A 24,377-nucleotide genomic window follows, 5' to 3' on the forward strand; every position below is an offset into this window, starting at 1 on the left:
ATCAGTATTCTCCTCTACTTTAGCCAATAACTTTAATGCTTTTCCAATCACAATAACCTTTAGCTACCGCATCTTTCAAAGCAGCGTCCAGTCCTTTCTTATTAATAATGCGCAAACCATTAGCGCAAATGCTAAGGCTGATCCAGCAATCCTGCTCTACATAGTAGAACTTCTTGTTAAACAAGTTCAAATCAAAGGTTCTCTTTGTTCTTCTCTTTGAGTGTGAAACATTGTTGCCAATCATGGCCTTCTTTCCGGTAATTTGACAAATCTTTGACATTTCTATCTTAATTTTATAGTTTTCTTTTTTGCCTATTTCAAACAGAGCGCAAAGTAAGCACTTTTATCGTTACCAAACAAGTTTTTCTTAAAATAATTCACTGTATGATAGCATTTTTTCCTCATTTCAGCTTCTCACAAAGCAACAAAAGGGCATTTTGAATTGCTTTTTCCACATTTCCCTTTCTTCCCTCGTCTCCCTCCTGCTTCATGGAAACGATTTCATTTTTATAGGCAGCGGCTATCCACACCGTACCCACCGGTTTTTCCGGAGTCCCACCTCCAGGACCTGCAATACCGGAAGTAGCCACTGCACAATCTGTTTTCAGCGTTTTCATCGCACCTTTCACCATTTCTGTAACAGTTTCGCGGCTTACTGCTCCATGTTTTTCCAAAGTTTCGGCAGATACATGCAGCAAAGACATCTTTATTTCATTGGAATACGCCACTATACTACCATTAAAGTATTCCGAACTGCCGGGAACGGAAGTAATCAGAGCGGCAATCCCTCCACCCGTACAACTTTCTGCGGTGGAAAGGGACAATTTCTTTGCTTTCAGCAGCTCTCCTACCTTTTCTTCCAACTTCATACCTTATTATATATTATCCTAAAGTTACGCGTGAATAAGCAGGTGCTTCCATCGGACAAAAATCCTTATCCATATACTTGAAGTATCCGGTAATGGCAATCATGGCAGCGTTATCCGTTGTGTAGCTGAACTTCGGAATAAATATTTTCCAACCATACTTCCCGGCATGCTCACGGAAAGCATTACGCAATCCGTTATTGGCAGAAACGCCTCCTGCAACAGCCACTTCCTTTATTTTATATTGTTTGGCAGCTTTGCGCAACTTATCCATCAAGATATCTACAACGGTAGCTTCCAGTGATGCCGCCAAATCCGTCTTGTGATGTTCGATGAAATCGGGGTCGTCCTTCATCCAGTCGCGCAGAGAGTAAAGAAACGAGGTCTTAAGTCCGCTGAAACTATAATCCAACCCTGGAATATGCGGTTTGCTGAACGAGAAGGCTTTAGGATTACCTTGCCGAGCCAGTTTGTCAATAATCGGACCACCTGGATATCCCAATCCCATTACCTTCGAGCATTTGTCAATGGCTTCACCGGCGGCATCATCAATGGTCTGCCCCAAAATTTCCATATCGTTATAGGCTTTCACCAAGATAATCTGTGAGTTTCCACCGGAAACCAGCAAGCAGAGGAAAGGAAATTCCGGCTGCACATTATCTTCACCTTCTGCTTTAATGAAATGAGCTAAAACATGGCCAGTCAAATGATTAACATCAATCATGGGAATGCCTAATGAACGGGCGAACCCTTTGGCGAAAGATACCCCCACCAACAATGACCCCATCAATCCCGGTCCACGTGTAAAAGCCACAGCACTCAATTCCTCTTTAGTTACTCCGGCGCGTTTCAATGCCTCATGCACTACCGGAACTATATTTTGTTGGTGCGCGCGGGAAGCCAGTTCAGGCACTACCCCGCCGTATGCTTCATGCACAGCTTGGCTGGCCACCACATTCGAAAGCAGATAACCATCTTTGATGACAGCTGCAGAAGTGTCATCACAAGAAGATTCTATTCCCAAGATTATTGTACTCATAATGTTTATTTACGTTTAAACGCTGCAAAAGTAGTGATAAAAGTACGATTCATAACGTATTATTTCATATTTTTGTTGGCTGATTATAAAAATTAACCGCCTATCAGAAAGCTAAAAAAAACAGTACGCTGGGTACTCGGTATTGTATTGGGATTGTATATCGGTACCATATTGTTGCTGAACATTCCATCCGTTCAGCGACAAATGTCTGTATTTGTTGCCAATGAACTGGCTTCCATACTGGACAGCAAGATTTCCATTGGGCGAATAAACATAGGATTGCTGAACCGCATCATCATCGACGACCTGCTCCTGGACGACCAGTCTAGCAAGGAAATGCTGAAGGTGACCCGTCTTTCTGCCAAATTCGATATTCTCCCCCTATTCAGCGGCAAAATATCCATCAGTAACATACAATTGTTCGGCTTTAACATCAATCTGAACAAGCAGACTCCCAAGGATAAACCTAATTTTCAGTTTGTACTCGACGCATTCGCATCCAAAGATACGGTTCAAAAGAAAAATAACCTGGATCTCCGTATCAATTCCTTACTGATACGCCGCGGAAAGGTTTCATATGATGTGCTGTCCGAGAAAGAGACTCCGGGAAAGTTCAATCCACAGCATCTCCGCTTGCGTAACATTATTGCAAACATCTCCCTAAAAGCATTGCAAAATGATTCTATCAATGCTGCCATCAAGCGTCTGAGCATCGAAGAAGAACATTCCGGATTTGAATTGAAGAAACTAAGCCTAAAGGTTATCGGCAATGACCAACGGATGAAAATCGAAAATTTCGCCATCGACCTCCCCAACACCTCTTTGGCAATGGATACTATACACATGGATTATGACAGTCTGGGGGCGTTTGACAATCTTGCCCAAGATGTCCGTTTCTCATTCCATTTGCTGCCCTCTCAAATCGCCTTGCAGGATTTATCGGCTTTTGTTCCGGCTTTTGGTTCCTTCAAGGAAAAATTGCAAGTAGAGGTACAGACAGACGGCACCATCAATCAACTGAATTGCCCGCACCTTTCCGTCTCTGTCGGAAATCATTTTTATCTGAGGGGAGACGTATCTCTACAAGACCTTTCCCATCCGGAAAATGCTTATATATTCGGTAATTTGTCCAATTTGTACGCAGACCCGGAAGGAATTGCCTTCTTTGTCCGGAATTTCAGCAAGAACTATAATGGAGTACCTCCCGTCCTGCAACACTTAGGAACGGTTTCCTTCCGTGGAGAAGTCTCGGGCTACTTCACAGACCTCGTAACTTACGGACAAGTACGCACTGACATCGGAACCATCCAAACTGACGTAAAACTAAGTTCTAACAAAGATAAAGGTTATTTTGCCTATTCCGGTGCAGTGAAAACCAAAGAGTTTGAGCTGGGCAAGATGCTGGGTAACAAAAAACTGGGTAAAGTAACTTTCAATCTGGATGTCAACAGCAGCCATTACGAAAACCAATACCCGTCCGTACTGCTGAAAGGGCTGGTTGCCTCCATTGATTACAGCGACTACAATTACGAAAATATCACCCTAGATGGAGAATACAAGCAGGGAGGCTTCACGGGAAAAATCGCCTTGGATGACACCAATGGTTCTGTTATTTTGAACGGTACCATCAATACCGCCAGTCGGGTACCGACTTTCAACTTTCAGGCAAGCATCGACAAATTTCGTCCTCATGCCCTACATCTGACACCCAACTATGAAGATACGGAAATATCAGTCAAAGTCAAGGCGGACTTCACCGGCGGTTCCATTGACGAGATGAACGGTGAAATCAACATTGACAGCTTATCGTTCGCAGCTCCGGAAACACAATACTTCCTGGACAACCTGAAGATATCCGCCATAAGAGAAAGCGAAAACCAGAAACGGCTGACCATCCAATCCAACTTTCTCCAAGGTAGCATAGAAGGCGATTATTCTTATCGTACCCTGCCTGCCAGTGTACTGAATATCATGCGTCGTTATATCCCCGCCTTGATTCTGCCAGACAAGAAACCCATAGAGACGGAGAACAATTTCCATTTCGACATGCACATTTACAATACGGAACTGCTCTCCACCGTCTTTCAGATTCCGGTAAAAGTATATACCCATTCCACCATTAAAGGATACTTCAATGACAAGGCACAGCGGCTCCGTGTAGAAGGCTATTTTCCTCGTCTCCGCTATGAAAACAAATTCATCGAATCCGGAATGTTCCTTTGCGAGAATCCCGGTGACCAGTTTCATACACGCCTACGCTTCAGCAACCGTAAATCAAGCGGCGCTGTCAATATAGCTTTAGAAGCGCAAGCCCAGAACAACAGCATACAGACCACGCTGAACTGGGGTAACAGCAGCACTGTAACCTACAGCGGGAAACTCGCCGCCGTCGCCCACTTCATCCGTGAACAGAAAGAAGCGAATGAAAACAAGAGGAAACTTCCCCCCTTAAAAACCGTCATTGATGTCCAGCCCACCAACGTGATACTGAACGATACACTGTGGGATATACATCCTTCCCAGGTAGTACTCGACTCCGGCAAAGTGTATGTCAATGATTTCTACTTCAGCCATAAAGACCGGCACTTGCGTATCAATGGCATCGTTTCACCACATCCCGAAGATACAGTACGTCTGGATTTGAAGGAAATCAACATCGGTTATGTGTTCGACATTGCAGACCTCGGAGTCAATTTCAAAGGAGAAGCCACCGGTCCGGCTTTCGCCAGCGGAGTACTGGAAAAACCCGTCATGAGCACCGATTTGTTTATCCGCAACCTCGGATTGAACGAAGGCTTGCTGGGGGACGCCAACATACACGGAGAATGGCATCACGATGTGAAGGGCATCTATCTGGATGCCCATATCCAGGAGAAAGATATCGCCAAAAGCCATGTGTATGGCTATGTCTATCCCTTGAAGCCCACCAGTTCATTGGATCTCCAAATTGAAGCGGGCGGTACCAACTTGAAGTTTATACATCATTATATGAGCAGCATCACGCCCGAATTCAACGGACGTGCCACCGGCCATGTACATTTCTATGGCAAATTCAAGGCTCTCACCATGGAAGGGCGTGTATTCGGCGATGCTTCCATGAAGGTAGACGTGCTCAACACCACTTTCTCCGTCAAAGACAGCATCTACATCGAGCCCGGCGGGTTGACCTTCCGCAACAACCGCATTTTCGACACGCAAGGGCATCAAGGCAGCATGAGCGGCTATCTGCACTATCAGCATTTCAAGAACCTGGAGTACCGTTTCAATTTCAATGTCAACGACATGCTGGTGATGAATACCAAAGAATCACCGGACTATCCCTTCTACGGCACCGTCTACGGTACGGGGAATGCCACTATTGCCGGTAATGCCCAAGATGGCGTTAACATTGACGTTGCAATGACTACCAATCGTAACACCACCTTTACCTATATAAAGGATAACGTATCTACAGCGGTCAGCAACCAGTTCATCAAGTTTGTGGACAAGACGCCACGCCGTGCCGTACAAGACTCTGTCCGCCTTTCCGACTACGAGATTGCCCAAAAGGAAATCGAGGAAGAGAAAGAGAGCGACACTGACATCCGGCTGAATCTCTTGGTAGACGCCACCCCCGACGCTACCATGAAGATTATCATGGACCCTATCGCCGGCGACTATATCAGTGGACGGGGAACCGGAAATATCCGTACTGAGTTCTTCAATAAAGGAGATGTAAAGATGTTCGGCAGTTACCGAATAAGCCAGGGAGTCTATAAATTCAGTCTGCAAGAGGTTATCCGAAAGGACTTTATTATCAGGGATGGAAGTACCATTACATTCAACGGTTCGCCGCTGGATGCCACTCTGGACATAAAAGCAGGCTATACGGTCAACTCAGCATCCTTAAATGACCTAATGCCCAACGAGGCAACCTCCGGCTACATCAGCCAAACAAATGTAAAAGTGAACTGTATGATGGACCTTACCGGACAATTGACTTCACCCGATGTAAAATTCGACATCGAGCTGCCCAACGAACGCGATGAAGTGCAGGCCATTGTCCGTAACTATATTCCTACTGACGAGCAAATGAACATGCAGATACTCTATCTGTTGGCTATCGGCAAGTTCTATACCCCGGAAAACTTGGGAGCCACCCAGAATTCGAATATGATGTCCAGTGTTGTTTCATCCACCCTTTCCGGACAGTTGAATAACGCTTTATCGAACATTCTCGATGTTAATAACTGGAACTTCGGCACCAATTTCAGTACCGGTGAAAGAGGCTGGACAGACATGGAGTTCGAGACCATGCTTTCGGGGCAATTATTGAATAACCGACTACTTATCAATGGTAATTTTGGTTATCGTGACAATCCGATGGCAAATACCAATTTTGTGGGAGACTTTGAAGCGGAATGGCTCGTCAACCGTTCCGGAGACATCCGCCTGAAAGCGTACAACGAAACGAACGACCGCTACTACACCCGGACAAATCTGACAACACAAGGTATTGGTATTATCTTCAAAAAGGATTTCAACAAATGGAGTGAACTCCTTTTCTGGAACAGATGGAAACTCAACCGGCTGAGAAAGGAACAAGAAATAAAACAAGATACTCTATCCACTGATAAAATAAACACAGAACGGCAGATACCCGAGGCACAATCAAAGCGGAAAAGGGAGCAAAAGTAAGATTGACGTTCTTACTGTCCACACTGAAGGCTTTAGAGCAAGCAAATAGGCTAAAATACAGCATTTTAAATGGCTACACCCTTTGTGCCTAAAGGTGTAGCCATCACTCTACGATGGTATAGGCATTCAAGGCAAAGGGTGTAGCCATAAAAATACATCAGAAAGGTAATGGCCCATCCGACCCCACACCTCCAAACGGGTTGTCCGTCTGTGGCGGAAAATCAGCAGCCGATGGAGGTGGCGGTGTTGCCGTACTTCCGATAGGCGCATTCATACGTGAACCGAATGTAGCTCCTCCACCCTCCGTCGGAGGTGGGATAACCATATCATCCTCCGGATTCTGGAAACGGGTGTACTGTCCGATAAATCTCAGACGCACATCCCCCACAGCACCGTTACGGTGCTTTGCTATGATGATTTCCGCCATACCGCGCAAGTCACTGCCATCGGCAGAAGTATAAATCTTGTAATATTCGGGACGGTGAATGAAGCACACCATATCGGCATCCTGCTCGATGGCACCGGATTCACGAAGGTCGCTCAACTGGGGACGCTTGCCTTCCTCGCCTTCACGGTTCTCCACACCACGGTTCAACTGCGACAGAGCGATGATAGGAATGTTCAGCTCCTTGGCCAAACCTTTCAATGAACGCGAAATGGTACTAACTTCTTCCTGACGGCTGCCGAAAGACATTCCGCTTGCATTCATCAGCTGAAGGTAGTCGATGATGATAATCTTCACTCCGTGCTCACGTACCAGACGCCGTGCCTTCGTACGGAGTTCGAATACCGACAAAGAAGGCGTATCATCCACATAAAGCGGAGCATCCAGCAAGTCACGCAGTTTGTAATCCAACTGCTGCCATTCATAGTCCGCCAACTGGCCACTCTTGATTTTCTCACTCGGAATCTCGCACACGTTGGATATCAGACGGTTCACCAGCTGCACGTTACTCATTTCAAGCGAGAACAGCGCTACGGGATTGCGGAAATTCACGGCAATGTTTTTTGCCATGGAAAGTACGAACGCCGTTTTACCCATGGCAGGACGGGCTGCAATAATGATGAGGTCGGACTTCTGCCATCCGGAAGTCATCTTGTCCAGCTTGGTATACCCACTTTCCAAGCCACTCAAACCATCGGTACGGGCGGCAGCTTTCTGAATCAAATCATAGGCTTCGGCAATGACGGGATTAATTTGTGTATAATCCTTCTTCATGTTCTGCTGGGAAATCTCGAACAGCTTTCCTTCGGCCTCCTGCATCAGGTCGTCCACGTCCAGCGTCTCGTCGAAAGCCTTGCTCTGGATATTACTGGTAAAAGTAATCAATTCACGTGCCAAAGCTTTCTGCGCAATGATACGTGCATGGTATTCGATGTGTGCAGAAGATGCCACCTTACTGCTAAGTTGGGTAATATAGAACGGGCCGCCCACTTCCTCCAATTCTCCCCGCTTTGAAAGCTGCTCCTTCACGGTGAGGATATCGACCGGCTTCTGGTTCACGGCCAAATCGGTAATAGCGGAATATATCAACTGATGTCTATGCTCATAGAATGACTCCGGACGAAGAATTTCACTTACCAGCGAATAAGCGTCCTTCTCAATCATCAAGGCTCCCAAGACAGCTTCTTCCAGCTCCGGCGCTTGCGGCTGGATACGTCCGTAGTCTGTTACGGGCTGTGGTGCCTTTCCTTTCGGAGTACGGGATGTTCTTCTTTGTTCTGCCACTTTAAGAATTAAAAATTGAAAATTAAAAATTAAATGAACTTCCCTTTTTAGAAAGGGGAAGCAAAGATAGTGCAAACCGAATACATAACTTTCATGCTTGCATGAAAAAGTTATGTTGAGGTGCAGCCTATCTTCGCTCGTATGGCAAAGATAAGCGAATTTATTTATAAGCAGTAAATAAATCATTGTTAAGTTTTCAATCTACTATGAACAGAAATCACTAACTTTGTCTTCGGAAGCTGCACTCCAATAGCTTCTCCTTTTAATTTTAAATTATTAATTCTTAATTTTCAACGCCATGCTGACTTTTCCAAATGCCAAAATAAACCTGGGACTGAATATCACAGAAAAGCGTCCGGACGGATACCATAATCTGGAAACCATTTTCTATCCGGTTCCCATAGAAGATGCTTTGGAAATAAATATCTTGAACAAAGGAAACGGAAAGTTCCGTCTGCATCAAGCAGGTCTGGAAATTGAGGAAGAAGCAGAGAGTAACCTGGTAGTGAAAGCCTACAAGTTACTGGATGACCGGTTCAACCTTCCTCCGGTAGATATTCATCTCTTCAAGCATATTCCCTCGGGAGCCGGACTGGGTGGCGGTTCGGCCGATGCAGCCTTCATGCTGAAGCTTCTGAATAATAAGTTTGAACTCGGACTGCCGGATGACACTCTGGAAGAGTATGCCGCCAAGCTGGGTGCCGATTGTGCCTTCTTCATCAAAAACCGTCCGACTTACGCAGAAGGTATCGGAAACATATTTTCTCCCCTTCCCCTCTCACTGAAAGGATATCGGATATGGTTGGTGAAGCCGGACATTTTCGTCTCTACACGGGATGCCTTTGCAAAAATAAAACCGCATCATCCGGAAATGTCCCTGAAAGAAATTGCCCAACTTCCCGTAGAAGAATGGAACGGACGAATGGTCAATGACTTTGAAGAAAGCGTATTCCCCCAATTCCCGGCTATTGGAGAAATCAAGGAAGAGATGTACCGGCAAGGAGCTGTATATGCCTCCATGAGTGGTTCGGGGTCATCTGTTTACGGATTATTCAAGGAAGATGCCGTATTACCGGAAGTGGATTTCGGAGAAAAAGCTTTTGTATACAAAGGCCAGTTCACTGATATTTAAAAATGCATCAACCAATATACTGATTTCCGGAAACAAAAATACAACAAGGTTGTTCTTACAGAAAACTCAAAACAACCTTGATTATGAAAAAGTTCAAATTCTGTATTCTGGCAGGACTACTTGCCTTGCTGTCGGTGTCCGCTTTTGCGGAAGGACGTCTTCCTGCAAATATACAAACAGCTTTTCAAACGCTCTATCCTCAAGCAACGGATGTGGAATGGGAGCAAATGGCCGGTTGCTACGTGGCAGAATTTATTGCAGATGGTCAGGAAATTGATGTCTGGTTCAATAAACAAGCGGAGTGGGTTATGACTGAAACGGATGTAGAGTCACTGGAAAAAGTGCCGGCTCCCGTGGCAGAAGCATTCATGAGCAGTACAATGACCGGCATGAGATTAAGGGATATAAGAATCATCACCTTTCCCAAACATCCCACAGTGATAATAATTGAGGTGGAACAATACAATTCCGATGAAGAATTCCAACTGTTCTATGCTCCGGATGGAAAACTATTACAAAGCCTCGATGTAACAGAACTTGGAGGAGAGATTTATCCCGGACTCTTTTTCAATGATTAATACTGACGATTGGTGATTTGTTGATGGTATCCATTCATCAACAAATCACCAATCATTCATCACTAATCATTAATATACCTCTACCCTATCAGCAATACGCTTCGCTTTGTCGCGCAGCGTGTCAAGATCACTGTCAAGAGGTGCATAACACAGCACTACACCCATACGGCGGTTTACGCGGGTAGTAGGCTTACCAAAAATACGCAGATAAGTATCCTCTTCTTTCGTAACCTCTTCCATGCCACGATAATTGGGACGTTCCTGACTGGCTATCGGAGAAAGGATGACAGCACTGGCTCCTATACGCTCCTGCTTGATGCCAGGGATAGGCAGACCAAGCACCGCACGACAGTGCAATTCAAACTCATTCAGATTCTGGGTTCCGGCCAGGGTTACCATACCCGTATCGTGCGGACGTGGAGAGAGTTCGGAGAAATAGACACCGTTCTCATGGCTGAGAAAGAATTCCACTCCCCACAATCCGGCACCGGTCAAGGCACGGGTCACTTTCTCTGCCATATCCTGCGCCTCCCTTAGATGGGCAGGGTCAATATGGGCAGGCTGGAAGCTTTCACGATAGTCCCCACCCTTCTGTACATGGCCGATAGGCGGGCAGAACAAGGTCGGACCATTCTTCTGTGTTACGGTGAGCAGTGTTATCTCACTGTCGAACTTGATGAACTCTTCAATGATAAGTTCTTTGATGTCTCCACGGCTACCATTACAGCCATACTCCCAGGCATGCTCCAGTTCGTCGGCACTCTTTACGAGAGACTGGCCTTTACCGGAAGAGGACATCAGCGGTTTCACCACACACGGGAAACCTATCTTTTCAGCAGCAGCTTTCAGTTCATCCAAAGATTTGGCATAAAAATATTTAGCAGTCTTCAATCCCAGCTCTTTAGCTGCAAGGTCACGTATGGCTTTACGGTTCATGGTAAAGTTCACGGCGCGTGCACTGGGCACTACCTGAATGCCTTCTTTCTCGAAATCATACAGACGTTCCGTACGGATAGCCTCAATTTCCGGAACAATAATATCCGGCTGGTGTTTGCGTACTACACGTTCCAAAGCATCTCCATCGAGCATACTGAATACCTCACATTCATCTGCCACTTGCATGGCAGGCGCTCCAGCATACGAGTCGCAAGCAATGATATACTGGCCCTTACGTTGGGCAGAAATAACAAACTCCTTGCCCAACTCACCGGAACCTAACAATAAAATTTTTTTCATCAATTCTTTTATTTACAATTTTATATATTTACGATTTGACGACGTACGATGTACGATTAGAGTTACTTTAGACAATAAACCGCCACAAGCCAAAGCAATCCCAATCGTACATCGTAAATCGTCTAATAGTAAATCCTCTTATTGGTGTTGTTCTCTCAACAAGTCATTCACCGTCTTTACCGGATTGAATGTAGTCAGAGGCACTTCTACAAATACTGTGTTCCAATCACTCATGGCTCCGTTCCACAAACCGGGAAGTTCAAGCGCCTTCAGGTCCTTGCCGTTCTTGGACTTATAAGAGATGAAGCCTGTCGCTTTATCCACATACTTCACAAGATTGAACTTATGTCCTTTATAGTCACGTACGGCGCAAACCAAATCCACCGGATTGAAATGGGTACCTTTTTCAAACATTTCCTTCTTTTCCGGGTCGCCCATATCAATCTGCGAACTTTCCAGAATCTGCAGAGAGATAGTACCGTCACTGTTGTATGCCAGGAACGGACCTCCGCCCGGTTCGCCTACGTTCTTCACCATACCGCAAACACGCATCGGACGGTTCAGCTTCTCTTTCAGATATATAACCAACTCGGCATCTTCCAGATTCTTTGTCTCCGGATTCTTGCAATAGAGTTGTTTCTGCAGGAATTGCAGAACTTCAAGAATTTGCTCGTGTGTATACTTCCCGCTGTCAAGCAACTGCAGATAAGCAAACGCTCTCTGCTGTAACGCTACCAGCACACCGGCAATCAGTTTCTTATATAATACGGTGTCACCTTTCAGCTTGTCGGGTACCACATTGTCTATATTCTTTATGAAGATAATATCCGCATCAAGGTCATTCAAGTTTTCAATCAAGGCGCCATGACCGCCGGGACGGAACAACAATTTGCCATTGTCGCGGAAGGGTTTGTTTTCCATATCGGCGGCAATGGTATCGGTGCTCGGCTTCTGTTCCGAAAAAGAGATGTTATAATCCACCCCATACTTCTTTGCATAAGCGGCAGCCTTTTCGTCTACCAAAGCCTTGAACAAGGCACGATGTTCGGGCGAAACCGTGAAATGCACATTCACCTTACCGTTCTTATTGGCAGCATACAATGCTCCTTCTACCAAGTGCTCTTCCAGCGGCGTGCGGCTACCGTCTTCATACTTATGGAACTTAAGCAATCCTTTGGGCAGAGCACCATAGTTCAGTCCGGCCCCTTCGAGTAAGGCAGCAACAACCGCCTTGTAGTTTCCAGCGGCAACCAAAGTCGGTATATCCTTTCCGGCAGTCCTCTGGCAAGCGGTATTCAAGTCATCATAGAAGGCAAACTTCTCTATTTTCTCAAAGAAAGTCTTTTCAAAGTTTGTCTGGGGAGAGTCATAGTCTGCCCCGAGAAATTCAAACAAGTTCTTGAACATACGGCTGGCAGCACCCGAAGCAGGCACAAACTTCACCACCACTTTATCGGTTTGTGTATATGCCTCCCAGGCATCCAGGTATTTCTTCTGTTCATCCGTATCCGGAGCCAGTATACCCTTTTCTACAGAAGCGGCGGCAGACAGCTTCAAGTATGGAAAACCTTTTTCGAAACAAGCCAACTGTTCGGCTATTTGTTCTTCGGAGATGCCTTTATTTTCGAGCAACTCTTTGTCTTGCGGTGTTATCATAATATCTTGTTTTATTAATTCATGCCCAAAAATACAAAAAAAGCAGAACTGCCGTCAAGAAAATGAAGAAAAAACTTACCTTTGAAGCATAAAATACGGACGATTATGGAAACTGATGAATTTTTCACTATCAAAGAGAAAGATTTACTCTTCTCGCTCTACCGCAAACTGTTGCAACTTTCCGGAGAAACCCTCCAGAAGGGGGACTGCAAAAAGCTGAAAACACATCTTGTCAATACTATACAGAACAACCGTATCCAGCGTGATATATTCGGTTTGAATCCCGTCATCAAAGATATGCAGACGGCTGTCATTGTAGCGGAAGAAATCGGAATGAAGCGTGCTTCTATCCTGGGGCTCATGCTGCACGACTCCGTGCGCTGCGGCACTTGCACCGCTCTGGAAGTGGAGCAAATCTATGGCGAGGATGTGGCAGGCATCATCCGGGGATTGATACGTGTAAACGAACTTTATTCCAAAAGCCCTACCATCGAGTCCGAGAATTTCCGCAACTTGTTGCTGACTTTCGCCGAAGACATGCGTGTCATTCTCATCATGATTGCCGACCGCGTAAACATCATGCGGCAGATAAAGGATTGCAAGAACGATGAAGCCCGTCGGCAGGTAGCCAACGAAGCGGCTTATCTCTATGCGCCCCTTGCCCATAAGCTGGGTCTGTACAAATTGAAGTCGGAACTGGAAGACCTCTCATTGAAATATACAGAAAAGGAAGTTTACTACCATATCAAGGAAAAACTGAATGAGACCAAGGCATCGCGTGACAAGTACATTGCCGCCTTCATTGCACCGGTACAGAAGAAGCTCGAAGAAGCCGGACTGAAGTTCCATATTAAAGGACGCACCAAGTCCATCCACTCCATCTACCAGAAAATGAAGAAGCAGAAATGCCCCTTCGAAGGCGTGTATGACCTGTTCGCCATCCGCGTCATCCTGGACTCTTGCCTGGAAAAGGAGAAACTGGAATGTTGGCAGGCCTACTCCATCGTAACAGATATGTACCAGCCTAACCCGAAAAGGCTACGCGACTGGCTGTCCGTACCTAAAAGCAACGGATATGAATCACTGCACATCACCGTGATGGGCCCCGAAGGCAAATGGGTGGAAGTACAAATACGTACCGAACGCATGGATGATATTGCCGAACGAGGCCTGGCCGCCCATTGGCGATACAAAGGAGTGAAAGGTGAATCTGGTCTTGACGAATGGCTGACTTCCGTACGCGAAGCCTTAGAGAGCTCGGACAGCAACGGACTGGAAACGATGGACCAGTTCAAACTGGATTTGTACGAAGACGAGGTATTTGTATTTACCCCCAAAGGTGATTTGTTCAAACTTGCCAAAGGCTCCACCGTGCTCGATTTTGCGTTCCACATCCATAGCAAACTGGGCTGCAAATGTATCGGTGCAAAAGTGAACGGCAAGAATGTACAGCTGAAGCAAATGCTGCATAGCGGTGACCAGGTGGAGATAATGACATCGAATACGCAGACGCCCAAGCAGGACTGGCTGAACATCGTAACCACCTCCAAGGCACGCACCAAAATACGCCAGGCATTGAAGGAAATGGCTGCACGCCAGCACGCCTTCGCTAAGGAAACCCTGGAACGCAAGTTCAAGAACCGGAAGATAGAGTATGATGAAGGAACCATGATGCGCCTCATCAAGCGCCTCGGTTTCAAGATAGTGACCGACTTCTATCAAGCCATAGCCGATGAAGAACTGGATGTCAACGAGATTATAGACAAATACCAGGAACAGCAAAGACGGGAAAATGATACGCGCGACGATATTGTCTACCGCAGTGCTGAAGGCTATAACCTTCAACAAGGCATACCGGAAGAGATAGGTACCAAAGAAGATGTACTGGTCATTGATCAAAATCTGAAAGGATTGGATTTCAAGTTGGCACGCTGCTGCAATCCCATCTATGGAGATGATGTATTCGGCTTTGTCAGTGTGACGGGAGGTATCAAGATACACCGTTGCGATTGTCCCAATGCCAGTGATTTGCACTCACGTTTCGGCTACCGTATCGTGAAGGCACGCTGGGCCGGAAAGTCACAAGGTACACAGTACCCCATCACCCTGCGCGTAGTGGGACACGATGACATCGGCATCGTGACCAACATCACTTCCATCATTTCCAAAGAAACGGGTATTACTTTGAGAAGCATCGGCATTGACTCGCATGACGGGCTGTTCTCCGGAACACTAACCATCATGGTGAGCGATACGGGACATCTGGAAGCACTTGTCAAGAAACTGAGAACAGTAAAGGGAGTGAAACAGGTTTCAAGGAATTAAGCAACAACTATAATCCATGAAGTACGACTTTAAAAAGCAGTTGCGCAGTTTCGGATATGCCTGGAAAGGTATCCGGTGTTGCATAGGAAAAGAACAGAACCTGAGCTTCCATCTGATAGCTACGGCTGTGGTAGTCATTGCAGGATTCGTTTTAGGCATTACCCGCATGGAGTGGATGATAATCATTCTCTGCATCGGAGTGGTGATAGCAGCCGAACTGTTCAATACCGCCATTGAGAAGCTGGTCGACCTGGTGTCTCCCCAACAGCATCCCGTGGCAGGGCAAGTAAAAGACATAGCCGCCGGAGCAGTACTGGTATGTGCTGCAACGGCGGCCATTATAGGATTGATTGTATTTATCCCTTACCTCACCCGCTTCTTCTTATAATAAGGATAGGTCAGCAGTACAAAGAAAAATACGGCAAGCATAGCAGCAACAGACGCCACATGGTATATCTGCGCTTTGTCCATCAGGTGGCAAGCCACAGTCATGCCCACCAGCAGCCCTGCCTCCATAGACAAATGACAAGTGGTGTTTGCCGTTCCACGCTGGCAATGGTGCGACAGCTTGACGAACATCTTCATGAACGGGACTGTAATGAACACCAATACAGCCAATGCCGCCAATGACCAGTAATCGCCCACAAACATCAGTGGCAGCAACGCTCCCGGTACAAAAGCAATCAGTAGCATATTGATGGCAGGTATCCATGCACGCGGCAATAAGAAGCGGTCCATATTGCACAACGACACGCCTATCGGAGCACGGAAAGCCACATATACCCTCGATGCGAAAAATATGCTAGCCAGTCCGGCCGCTACGGACAGATAGGTCACCATACGGAAACCATACATCTTATACATTCCAATGCCCAACACAACACCCACCAGCATGCCCAAGCGTGCAGCCCATGCATATACCATGTTTCCTGCGCTGCGGCGCGCGGAAGTCGTTATGTCGATGGCCACCGTAATGCCCGCTGTGGTTGCCAGCCCGAAACATGCTCCCTGCACAGCGGCAAGCAGCAGAAATTTCGTATAACCATCCACAAAGGCATATCCCAGAACAGCCGCCAGCATAATGAGTGCGGAGTAAAGGAGCACGTGTTTCCTTTTATATTCATCGACCAGATAGGCATGGAAAGGACCGACAGCAAACATGGCCACCACAAAGACCAGAAACATGCTGCCCGCCTGCCCGACGGAAACACCCAACTGCTCTCCCATCACAAAAGGAAGCAAAGGGAAAAGCATATAGACGGATATGAACAGCAACAGATTTGCCGTACACATCCGCCAAAAATTGAGTGTCATGAGTTTGTTAGTACTGTTCTTTCTCATTCGGGAAATCTAAATTCTTCACATCGGATACATAACGGCTGATGGCATCCGTCATCACTGTATGCAGGTCGGCATAGCGACGCAGGAAACGGGGACGAAAACCGTTATTCATACCCAGCATATCCTGAACCACCAACACCTGGCCGTCCACATCGCCACCGGCACCGATGCCTATAACGGGTATAGTCAGCTCGCTTGCCACGCGGGCAGCCAATGCGGCAGGAATCTTCTCCAATACCAGTCCGAAGCATCCGGCTTCTTCCAGCAAATGCGCATCGCGTACCAGTTTCTCGGCTTCGGCATCATCCTTGGCACGGACCGTATATGTTCCATACTTGTTGATGGATTGGGGCATCAGTCCGAGATGTCCCATGATGGGAATACCGGCGCTGAGGATACGCTTCACCGTACCGATGATTTCCTCGCCTCCCTCCAGTTTGAGGGCGTCGGCATGGCTTTCTTTCATAATACGGATAGCGGAAGCCAATCCCTCCAGTTCGTTGCCCTGATAAGAGCCGAAAGGCATGTCGACAATGACCATGGCACGCTTCACACCGCGAACCACGGATTTGCCATGATAAATCATCTGGTCGAGCGTGATGGGAAGCGTGGTGACATTGCCTGCCATTACATTGGAAGCGGAATCTCCCACCAGAATCACGTCTACCCCGGCACCGTCCACAATCTGCGCCATAGTATAGTCGTATGATGTCAACATTGATATTTTTTCGCCTCTCTGTTTCATTTCGATAAGGCGATGTGTAGTCACTTTACGAGTGTCGTCTGAAATATAACCCATGATAGTATTTACAATTTGGCAATTTACAATTTACAATTACTCAATTTAATTTTCGGCGCAAAGGTAATCCTTTTTCTGATTACTTGTGCAATTGAGTTAATTTATCGTAAGTGAATCCCTGAAAGTCATCCAATACATAATGACACAACGGAGCTATGTCTTCACGGGAATTGGTGGTTGCCAACCCTATAACGGTAGCTCCTGAAGCCATGCCGGCTTTCAGCCCGTTGAAAGAATCCTCGAATACATATGTGGTGTCGGGAGTTGTGCCGAAAACCTCCATACCCAACAGAAAACAATCCGGTGCAGGCTTGGAAGCCGTAAACATCTCGGCCGTAAGGATACGGTCGAAAAGAGTCTTTATTTCGGGATGAACCCGATAGACAGCTGCCATCTTCGCTTCGTTGGAGCTGGTCACTACGGCAGTCTTCACCCCATTCCGGTGTAGGTCGGCAATGAAGTCAAGCACTCCGGGAATAAAGTCGAATGACATTTCCTGTTCAAAGCGGTTCAGCCGTTCGGTAATTTCGGCTTGTTCCTTCGCCATACCCGGAAAAAAGGTATCATAAATATAGACCAGCGTCTGGCCCTTCACCCTGCCTTCAATATCATCCATACCCAAATACTGCTTTCCCATTTCATGCCAGAAGTGACTGTACTGTGTTTCCGTGTCTACCACCACGCCGTCAAAATCAAAAAGTACGGCGGTTGCTTTTGTTGTGTCCATAAACTTTCTTTTACCTAAATCTGTTAATACCAAAACATTATAGCGTACAAAGGTGGGAATAATCTGCGAATCAAACAAATATTTTATACCTTTGTGCTCCTTAATTGACTCATATCAAATGAACAACGCGCATATATTAGGAACCGAACGTATTGGCAAACTGCTTGTGCAGTACTCCATTCCGGCCATTATAGGCATGACGATTACTTCGTTGTACAACATCATCGACAGCATTTTCATCGGTCATGGCGTAGGTCCTATGGGCATTGCCGGACTCGCCATTACTTTCCCTCTGATGAATCTGGTCGTGGCTTTCTGTACGATGGTATCGGCAGGTGGCTCCACCATTTCGTCCATCCGGTTGGGACAGAAAGACCTGGACGGAGCAACGGAAGTATTGGGAAACACACTGATGTTCTGCCTGGTCAACGCATTCATATTCGGCAGTGTTTCATTCATCTTTCTGGATGACATCCTGCGCTTCTTCGGTGCCAGCAATGATACGTTGCCATATGCCCGCGACTTTATGCAGGTGATATTACTGGGTACCCCCGTCACTTATACCATGATTGGCCTAAACAATATCATGCGTGCCACGGGATATCCCAAGAAAGCGATGCTCACGTCTATGGTAACGGTAGTCTGCAACATAATCCTCGCTCCCATTTTCATCTTCCAATTTGACTGGGGAATACGGGGAGCTGCAACGGCAACGGTCATCTCGCAGTTCATCGGCATGGTGTGGGTAGTGAGCCATTTCCTGCAAAAGACAAGTGTGGTACGTCTGCAACGGGGGTTCTGGAAGATGAAGAAACGTATCATCAGTAGTATATTATCCATCGGTATGTCACCGTTCCTGATGAACGTCACGGCATGTGTCATTGTGATTATCGTAAACAACAGCCTCCAACAGTACGGAGGCGATATGGCCATCGGGGCATATGGCATTATCAACCGACTGCTGGTACTCTATGTAATGATTGTATTGGGGCTGACGATGGGAATGCAACCGATTGTAGGCTATAACTTCGGTGCGCAAAAGCACGACCGTGTGAAGGCTACCCTGCGCCTGACCATCATTGCCGGAGTATGTATCACCAGTACCGGCTTCCTTATCTGCGAATTGTTCCCCCATGCCATATCTGCCATCTTTACCAGTGATGAAGAGTTGATAGATATTGCTTCCAGAGGCGTACGCATTGCCGTAGCCATATTCCCGCTGGTAGGCGCACAGATTGTCATTGGCAATTTCTTCCAAAGCATCGGGAAAGCGAAAATCAGCATCTTCTTATCGCTGACACGCCAATTACTGTATCTGTTGCCGGGACTACTGATATTCCCACATTACTTTGGGCTGGACGGCATCTGGATATGTATGCCGGTATCGGACTTCTTTGCTTTTGTAACGGCAGCGGTGGCATTGTGGATATATGTAAAGAGATTACCCACAGGAATTACCGAAAAAGCGAGGTGAAAGTGATTTATTCTACTGCAAATATTGCATTTTATGTTATAACAAATAAATTGTTCGAAAATATATCATTCATTCAGCCCAAACACATCATCTATTCGCCCCAAACAGATGGTCTGTCTACCCCAAACGCATGATGTATGTTGCGGCAACTTTATTCGCTCTTGATGCTCTTTACCGGATTTTCATTGGCAATGCACCATGCCTTCAACACCACGGTAGCAACGATAAACAACAGCAACAGACAACCTACAAGAATATATCCGCCTATAGGGAATGGCACAACATCAGAGAACTGGCTCGCCCAAAGCTTTCCGGCCCGGCATGCTCCCCCAATACCTATGGCGACAGACGGAATGGCCAGCCAAAGCACATCTCTTGACAATAACAGCAAAATACTTTCCGTCTCCGCTCCATTCACTTTACGAATGGCAATCTCTTTTGAACGCAGGCGGATTTCATCATTCACATAGCCTATCAGTCCCATCAGAATGATAAAGAGTATGGTCAATGAAACCAGCAGGGTAACATCACGAAATACCCGTACAGACTCGGCATAACTGCGCATTTCCTGCTCCACCGAACGGAATACGAGGCTTTTCTGAGGATAAATCCGATGCATCTCTTCATTGAGGCGGGCGAGATTTTCATCCAATGGCTCTTTGAGGCGAACATGCAGGGTGGCAGCTGTCTTCCCCGTCCATTCCACCATCACCGGCAAATTATCGTTGGGCATATCGGCAAAACTGAAACTGTCTAACAGCCCGACAACAGTGCCATAATCATTCACCCGCTTGCCTATGGGGCTGTCTGTCCAATTCATCTTCTCATAAAAGACACTGTTGACAAGCAACTGACCTTCTCCCGTCAAGTTATGCCCCTCTTTCAGTCTCAGACCAATGAAAGGAAGAAAATCACTGTCGAACCAAGTATTACGAGGATAGAAAAGCTCGTTACCCTGATTGTCAAGAATTGGCTGGTTAGAACCGAACCACAATATAGGGCGTTCTGCCGAAGCAACCCCTTCCACATAAGGCAAACTGCCGACAAGACTACGCAGGCTATTGCCATCCACTTCCCGCTGGGTGGTATATGCCACACGTTCAGGACGCCAACCACGGTCACGCGTCGTTACATAACTGTACTGTGAAACGACCATCAGCATCATCCCCAGAATGAATGCCGCTCCGATGAACTGAACAAAAAGCAGTACCCGTTTCCAGCCACGACGCCCGGAAGTGTAGCGGCGGAACACTTGTGTCACCGGAATACGAGCGAAAAGCATGGCAGGCAGGCAACCACCTAAAATAAACAGTAACAGTATCACCGACAATGGTGCCCAAAGATTCTGCCAGTCAAAAAGAGCACTGAGAGGTACAGCTGCCAATTCTTCCATTTTTTCGTGGAAAATATACACCAGCAGTCCAATGAGCAGCAAGGCAAGCCCTACTACTATAGCAGTCTCTACCATGAACATGGAAAAGATGCTACTTCCCGAAGCACCGCTGCATTTGTGTACACCGATGGCCTTGGCACGCTGTGTCAGCGAAGCCACGGAAACGAGTACATAATTCAATGCGGTCGTAAAAAGCAGCACGATACCCAGGAAGAACATAATCCAAATCATCTTCCGTACTTGAGGAGTCTCGACATGCAGATTATGGATAGGGACAATACGTACGCTCAATTCTAAACCACTTTCCGGTGGAATATGACGGGCAATAGCTATGGACATACGCTCATTCAGCCAATCAGCATCCTGCGGACTGCGCAGCCTGAGATAACCGTCGTAGTTTCCGCCGCTCTGCCAACCCAGGTCCCACTTCAGATGCCGCCCTATAGTAGGAAAGGAAATGATTGCCTCTGGACGCCTCTCCAAAGAAGTGTTCAACGGAATATCGGCAAAGATACCCTTCACGAGCAGTGTAGTCTGATATCCCCAAAAATCATAACGCAGTGTTTTCCCTATCGGATTTTCGTCACCGAAGGCCTCCTTTGCTGACTTGGCGGAAAGGAATACGACATCCGGACCCGCCAAATCCTGTGGATTGCCTTCTATCATCTCCAAACCGAGTACAGAAAAATAAAGTGTATCTGCCATCACCGTGGACATATCTAATTGGCGCTCACCCAACTGGAAACTATTATCAAAAAGAGAACAGCTCACTGTGCTACTTTCCACTTGTTCCGGAAACTCTTCGGCAATGGCAGCCGGAATCGGAATGATGGTAAAGCGACTTTCGTTACCTTCCAACACTCCATTTTTCAACCAACCCGTCTTCACAATATAAAGGTTATCCGAATCATGATAAAAGTTATCAAAACTCAACTCGAATGCAATCCGTGCAAATAGAAATACAGACATCAGCAGTCCCAATGCCAAAGATACAATCTTAATGGCATTGGAACCTTGCTTGTGCAACAAGCTTTGTAATGTATAATAAATGTGCCGCCTCATAATTTCCTGAAGTTATTCTTTATTCACTCTTGATACTGTCTACCGGATTCTCATTGGCAATCCGCCATGCCTTGAATACTACACAACCGATGATGAGCAATAGTACAATGCATGCAATAAGCAAGAATCCGCAGATACCAAAATCCACTCCCTCCACAAACTGCTCTATCCAGACACCGCCTATATACCAGGCTCCCAGCCCTCCAAGAAAAACGGCCGGCAAGGATATCCAGAATATATCCTTCGAGAAAAGCCGGAGAATGGATGACGCTTCCGCACCATTCACTTTACGGATGGCAATTTCCTTGCTGCGGCGTTGTATCTCGTCATTGATGTAGCCAATCAACCCCATTAACGTAACAAAAAGGATGGTTATGGCAGCCAGTAAAGCTGCATTACGGAAATCCGTGACGGTACTGTTCTGGTCGTCAATGACCTTTTGGAACGAGGAAAATACAATGTCACGGGTGGGAAACAGCTTTTCCATGTCTTCGTTCAAACGCTTGAGGTTATCGTCAAAAGGCTCTTTCAGACGTAATTGGATGTTTCCGGAAAATCGGTCAAGATAAGTTGCATACATAGGTTGCACCACCACATAAGCGGCATTGGATGTAGCAAAGTCTTTCAGTACACCTACAATATTGCCCGCTATGCGATCGCCGTTGCGCACTTGCCTGCCTATCGGTTTATCTTCCCAATGCATCATTTTCAAAAATGTTTCATTGACCAATATCTGCCCAGGGGCATCCATATTCTTGCCTTCCGCAAATTCCAACTTCATAAACGGGGCATAGTCCTTGCCAAATTCCACCCAACGCATGCTCATCCACTGCCCGTTATCAGTCGTAACCCCTTCTCCGCTCAATCCGTCTGTAAGAAGATTACCGCTACAAGCTCCATCTTCCACATAAGGCAAAGAAAGCATCACACTACGATTTGCATCGCTTTCCGCATCCGAGTCAAAGGATACGCCCGAAGCATAAGCCACCCGGTGGTAATCGAATCCACGTTCTTTATTGGTGATGTAATGGCTCTGCATAAGCACCAGCCCCAACAAGCCGAAAATAAAAGAGGTACCGGCAAACTGCACAAACAAGAGCGGACGTTTCCAGCCTTTCTTGCCTTCGGTATACCGGCGGAAAACCTGCGTCACCGGAATGCGGGCAAAAAGCTGCCCGGGCAACATGCCGCCTATCATAAACAAAATGACTATCACTGAAAGCGGTGCCCAAATGTTTTCCCAAGAGAAAAGACCGGCAAGACTAACGTCGAGCATGTCCTCCAACGGCTCACGGAAATTAAATAGAAGCAGCGCTACAAGCAGCAAGGAAGAAAGCATGATGACTCCGGTCTCCCATAAGAACATACCGAAAATAGTTCCCGTATTTGCCCCACTACATTTATGTACGCCTATAGCTTTGGCACGACGGTTCATGGCTGAGATGGAAATAAGCACATAATTCATCGCCACAATAAAAAGTATGGCGGTTCCCAGCGTCAACAGAATCCATACCATACGCATGGTACTGATACCAAATTCCATACGGTAGTCCTTTATCGGAACCAGACTGATAAACACATCATCGCTCTTGCGCACCTGCTCGGCAAGTTTCTCTATTCGGGTGTTCACATCGTCCAGTTGCACCCCCGGGCGCAGACGGACAAAGGACATATAGCTGTCTCCACCTCCCCATCCCCAGTATCCCCAATGATGCTTGAAGGAGGTAGCCAGAGACATCACGACACCACTTCCATAGAAACTGGAGTTTTCGGGGAAATCTTCAAAAATGCCCTTCACGGTCATTGACATCTGTTTGTTATAGACCACCGTCTGCCCGATGGGATTCTTATCGGCAAACATGCTGCCGGCCAGCTCCCTGCTGATGAAGACCACCTCCGGATTATTCAGCTCGCGAGGGTCTCCACTGACAACATCAATGCCCATAGTGGCAAAGAAACAAGAATCGGCCGTCATGGCATTGGTCTGGAAACGGCGTTCATTGGCAAACCAAGCCGAATTGCTCCACCATTGCTGGGTGACGGTAACACTCTCCACCTCGTCAGGCAGGTTTTCGGCAATGGTACCAGCCACCGGTCCAAGAGTTATATGCGAAGGATGATACTCGTTGTTGTAATACCATACTGTTTTGACAAGACACAAACGTTCATGGTCCTTGTAGCAGGTATCATAATTGAGCTCGAATGCCTGACGGGAAAAAATGAGGATACTGACTGCCAACCCCAGTCCCAAGGAAATAATCTTGATGAGGTTGGAGCCTTTTCCTCGTATCAGTGTCTGAAGAGTGTAATATAGTTGTCTCATGGAAGTTGTTTTAAAAGTCT

General features: G+C 46.7%; 17 protein-coding genes. 6 read left to right on the top strand and 11 right to left on the bottom strand.

All coding sequences use genetic code 11. The features are described from left to right. Window positions 1-19: 19 nt before the first annotated feature. The 3 genes from rpmB to tsaD all read right to left on the bottom strand — a co-directional run bounded on the left by rpmB (window position 20) and on the right by tsaD (window position 1,905). The gene (gene rpmB / locus NQ510_RS15155; protein ID WP_004291052.1) at window positions 20-280 is read right to left on the bottom strand and encodes a 50S ribosomal protein L28; all 261 of its coding nucleotides are present in this window, start codon (window positions 278-280) and stop codon (window positions 20-22) included. 121 nt (window positions 281-401) lie between these two features. Continuing rightward, window positions 402-869 (bottom strand): CinA family protein, encoded by a 468-nt coding sequence (locus NQ510_RS15160; RefSeq protein WP_005827733.1) that lies wholly within the window; start codon window positions 867-869, stop codon window positions 402-404. A 13-nt stretch (window positions 870-882) separates the two neighbouring features. Then, complete coding sequence (gene tsaD / locus NQ510_RS15165; protein WP_005827731.1) at window positions 883-1,905, bottom strand: tRNA (adenosine(37)-N6)-threonylcarbamoyltransferase complex transferase subunit TsaD; 1,023 nt, start codon at window positions 1,903-1,905, stop codon at window positions 883-885. Window positions 1,906-2,109: 204 nt separating this feature from the next. Here tsaD and NQ510_RS15170 point away from each other — a divergent pair, with 204 nt between their 5' ends. Then, entirely contained in the window at window positions 2,110-6,582 is a 4,473-nt protein-coding gene (locus NQ510_RS15170) for a translocation/assembly module TamB domain-containing protein (RefSeq protein WP_005827729.1), read from the top strand. A gap of 157 nt (window positions 6,583-6,739) precedes the next feature. Here NQ510_RS15170 and dnaB read toward each other — a convergent pair whose 3' ends face one another. After that, on the bottom strand, window positions 6,740-8,311 hold the full coding sequence (gene dnaB, locus NQ510_RS15175; protein ID WP_008664493.1) for a replicative DNA helicase: 1,572 nt from the start codon (window positions 8,309-8,311) through the stop codon (window positions 6,740-6,742). 298 nt (window positions 8,312-8,609) lie between these two features. Here dnaB and ispE point away from each other — a divergent pair, with 298 nt between their 5' ends. Continuing rightward, window positions 8,610-9,443 carry a 4-(cytidine 5'-diphospho)-2-C-methyl-D-erythritol kinase gene (gene ispE / locus NQ510_RS15180; protein WP_005827724.1) on the top strand — a complete coding sequence of 278 codons (834 nt, stop codon included), beginning with the start codon at window positions 8,610-8,612 and terminating at the stop codon, window positions 9,441-9,443. Between the two features lie 83 nt (window positions 9,444-9,526). After that, on the top strand, window positions 9,527-10,021 hold the full coding sequence (locus tag NQ510_RS15185; protein WP_005827722.1) for a PepSY-like domain-containing protein: 495 nt from the start codon (window positions 9,527-9,529) through the stop codon (window positions 10,019-10,021). Window positions 10,022-10,090: 69 nt separating this feature from the next. Here the strand turns inward: NQ510_RS15185 and purT are convergent, their stop codons facing one another. Together purT and NQ510_RS15195 are read right to left on the bottom strand one after the other, a co-directional pair. Next, complete coding sequence (purT, locus tag NQ510_RS15190; RefSeq protein ID WP_005827720.1) at window positions 10,091-11,257, bottom strand: formate-dependent phosphoribosylglycinamide formyltransferase; 1,167 nt, start codon at window positions 11,255-11,257, stop codon at window positions 10,091-10,093. Between the two features lie 138 nt (window positions 11,258-11,395). Then, window positions 11,396-12,913, bottom strand: a complete 1,518-nt coding sequence (locus tag NQ510_RS15195) for a DUF4301 family protein (protein WP_005827718.1) — start codon at window positions 12,911-12,913, stop codon at window positions 11,396-11,398. A gap of 105 nt (window positions 12,914-13,018) precedes the next feature. On the opposite strand from NQ510_RS15195, the gene NQ510_RS15200 reads away from it, so the two are divergent. After that, window positions 13,019-15,238: a RelA/SpoT family protein gene (locus NQ510_RS15200; protein ID WP_005827714.1), complete on the top strand. Its 2,220-nt coding sequence runs from the start codon at window positions 13,019-13,021 to the stop codon at window positions 15,236-15,238. A 16-nt stretch (window positions 15,239-15,254) separates the two neighbouring features. After that, window positions 15,255-15,626 (top strand): diacylglycerol kinase family protein, encoded by a 372-nt coding sequence (locus NQ510_RS15205; RefSeq protein WP_005827712.1) that lies wholly within the window; start codon window positions 15,255-15,257, stop codon window positions 15,624-15,626. Here NQ510_RS15205 and NQ510_RS15210 read toward each other — a convergent pair. From NQ510_RS15210 to NQ510_RS15220, 3 genes are all read right to left on the bottom strand, one after another. Beyond that, the gene (locus NQ510_RS15210) at window positions 15,602-16,579 is read right to left on the bottom strand and encodes an MFS transporter (protein WP_005827710.1); all 978 of its coding nucleotides are present in this window, start codon (window positions 16,577-16,579) and stop codon (window positions 15,602-15,604) included. The genes NQ510_RS15205 and NQ510_RS15210 overlap by 25 nt on opposite strands. Continuing rightward, window positions 16,560-17,381, bottom strand: coding sequence for a 3-methyl-2-oxobutanoate hydroxymethyltransferase (gene panB / locus NQ510_RS15215; protein WP_034523185.1), 822 nt, complete (start codon window positions 17,379-17,381; stop codon window positions 16,560-16,562). The genes NQ510_RS15210 and panB overlap by 20 nt, the downstream gene beginning before the upstream one ends. A 76-nt stretch (window positions 17,382-17,457) precedes the next feature. Next, window positions 17,458-18,105, bottom strand: coding sequence for an HAD family hydrolase (locus NQ510_RS15220; RefSeq protein ID WP_005827705.1), 648 nt, complete (start codon window positions 18,103-18,105; stop codon window positions 17,458-17,460). A 118-nt stretch (window positions 18,106-18,223) separates the two neighbouring features. Here NQ510_RS15220 and NQ510_RS15225 point away from each other — a divergent pair, with 118 nt between their 5' ends. Next, window positions 18,224-19,579: an MATE family efflux transporter gene (locus tag NQ510_RS15225; RefSeq protein WP_005827703.1), complete on the top strand. Its 1,356-nt coding sequence runs from the start codon at window positions 18,224-18,226 to the stop codon at window positions 19,577-19,579. Between the two features lie 151 nt (window positions 19,580-19,730). On the opposite strand, the gene NQ510_RS15230 is transcribed toward NQ510_RS15225, so the two are convergent. Together NQ510_RS15230 and NQ510_RS15235 are read right to left on the bottom strand one after the other, a co-directional pair. Continuing rightward, window positions 19,731-22,034 (bottom strand): ABC transporter permease, encoded by a 2,304-nt coding sequence (locus tag NQ510_RS15230; protein WP_005827699.1) that lies wholly within the window; start codon window positions 22,032-22,034, stop codon window positions 19,731-19,733. A 19-nt stretch (window positions 22,035-22,053) separates the two neighbouring features. After that, window positions 22,054-24,357, bottom strand: a complete 2,304-nt coding sequence (locus NQ510_RS15235; RefSeq protein ID WP_005827696.1) for an ABC transporter permease — start codon at window positions 24,355-24,357, stop codon at window positions 22,054-22,056. Between the last annotated feature and the right edge of the window lie 20 nt (window positions 24,358-24,377).

It is taken from the genome of Bacteroides uniformis, assembly GCF_025147485.1.
Classification (GTDB): Bacteria; Bacteroidota; Bacteroidia; order Bacteroidales; family Bacteroidaceae; genus Bacteroides; species Bacteroides uniformis.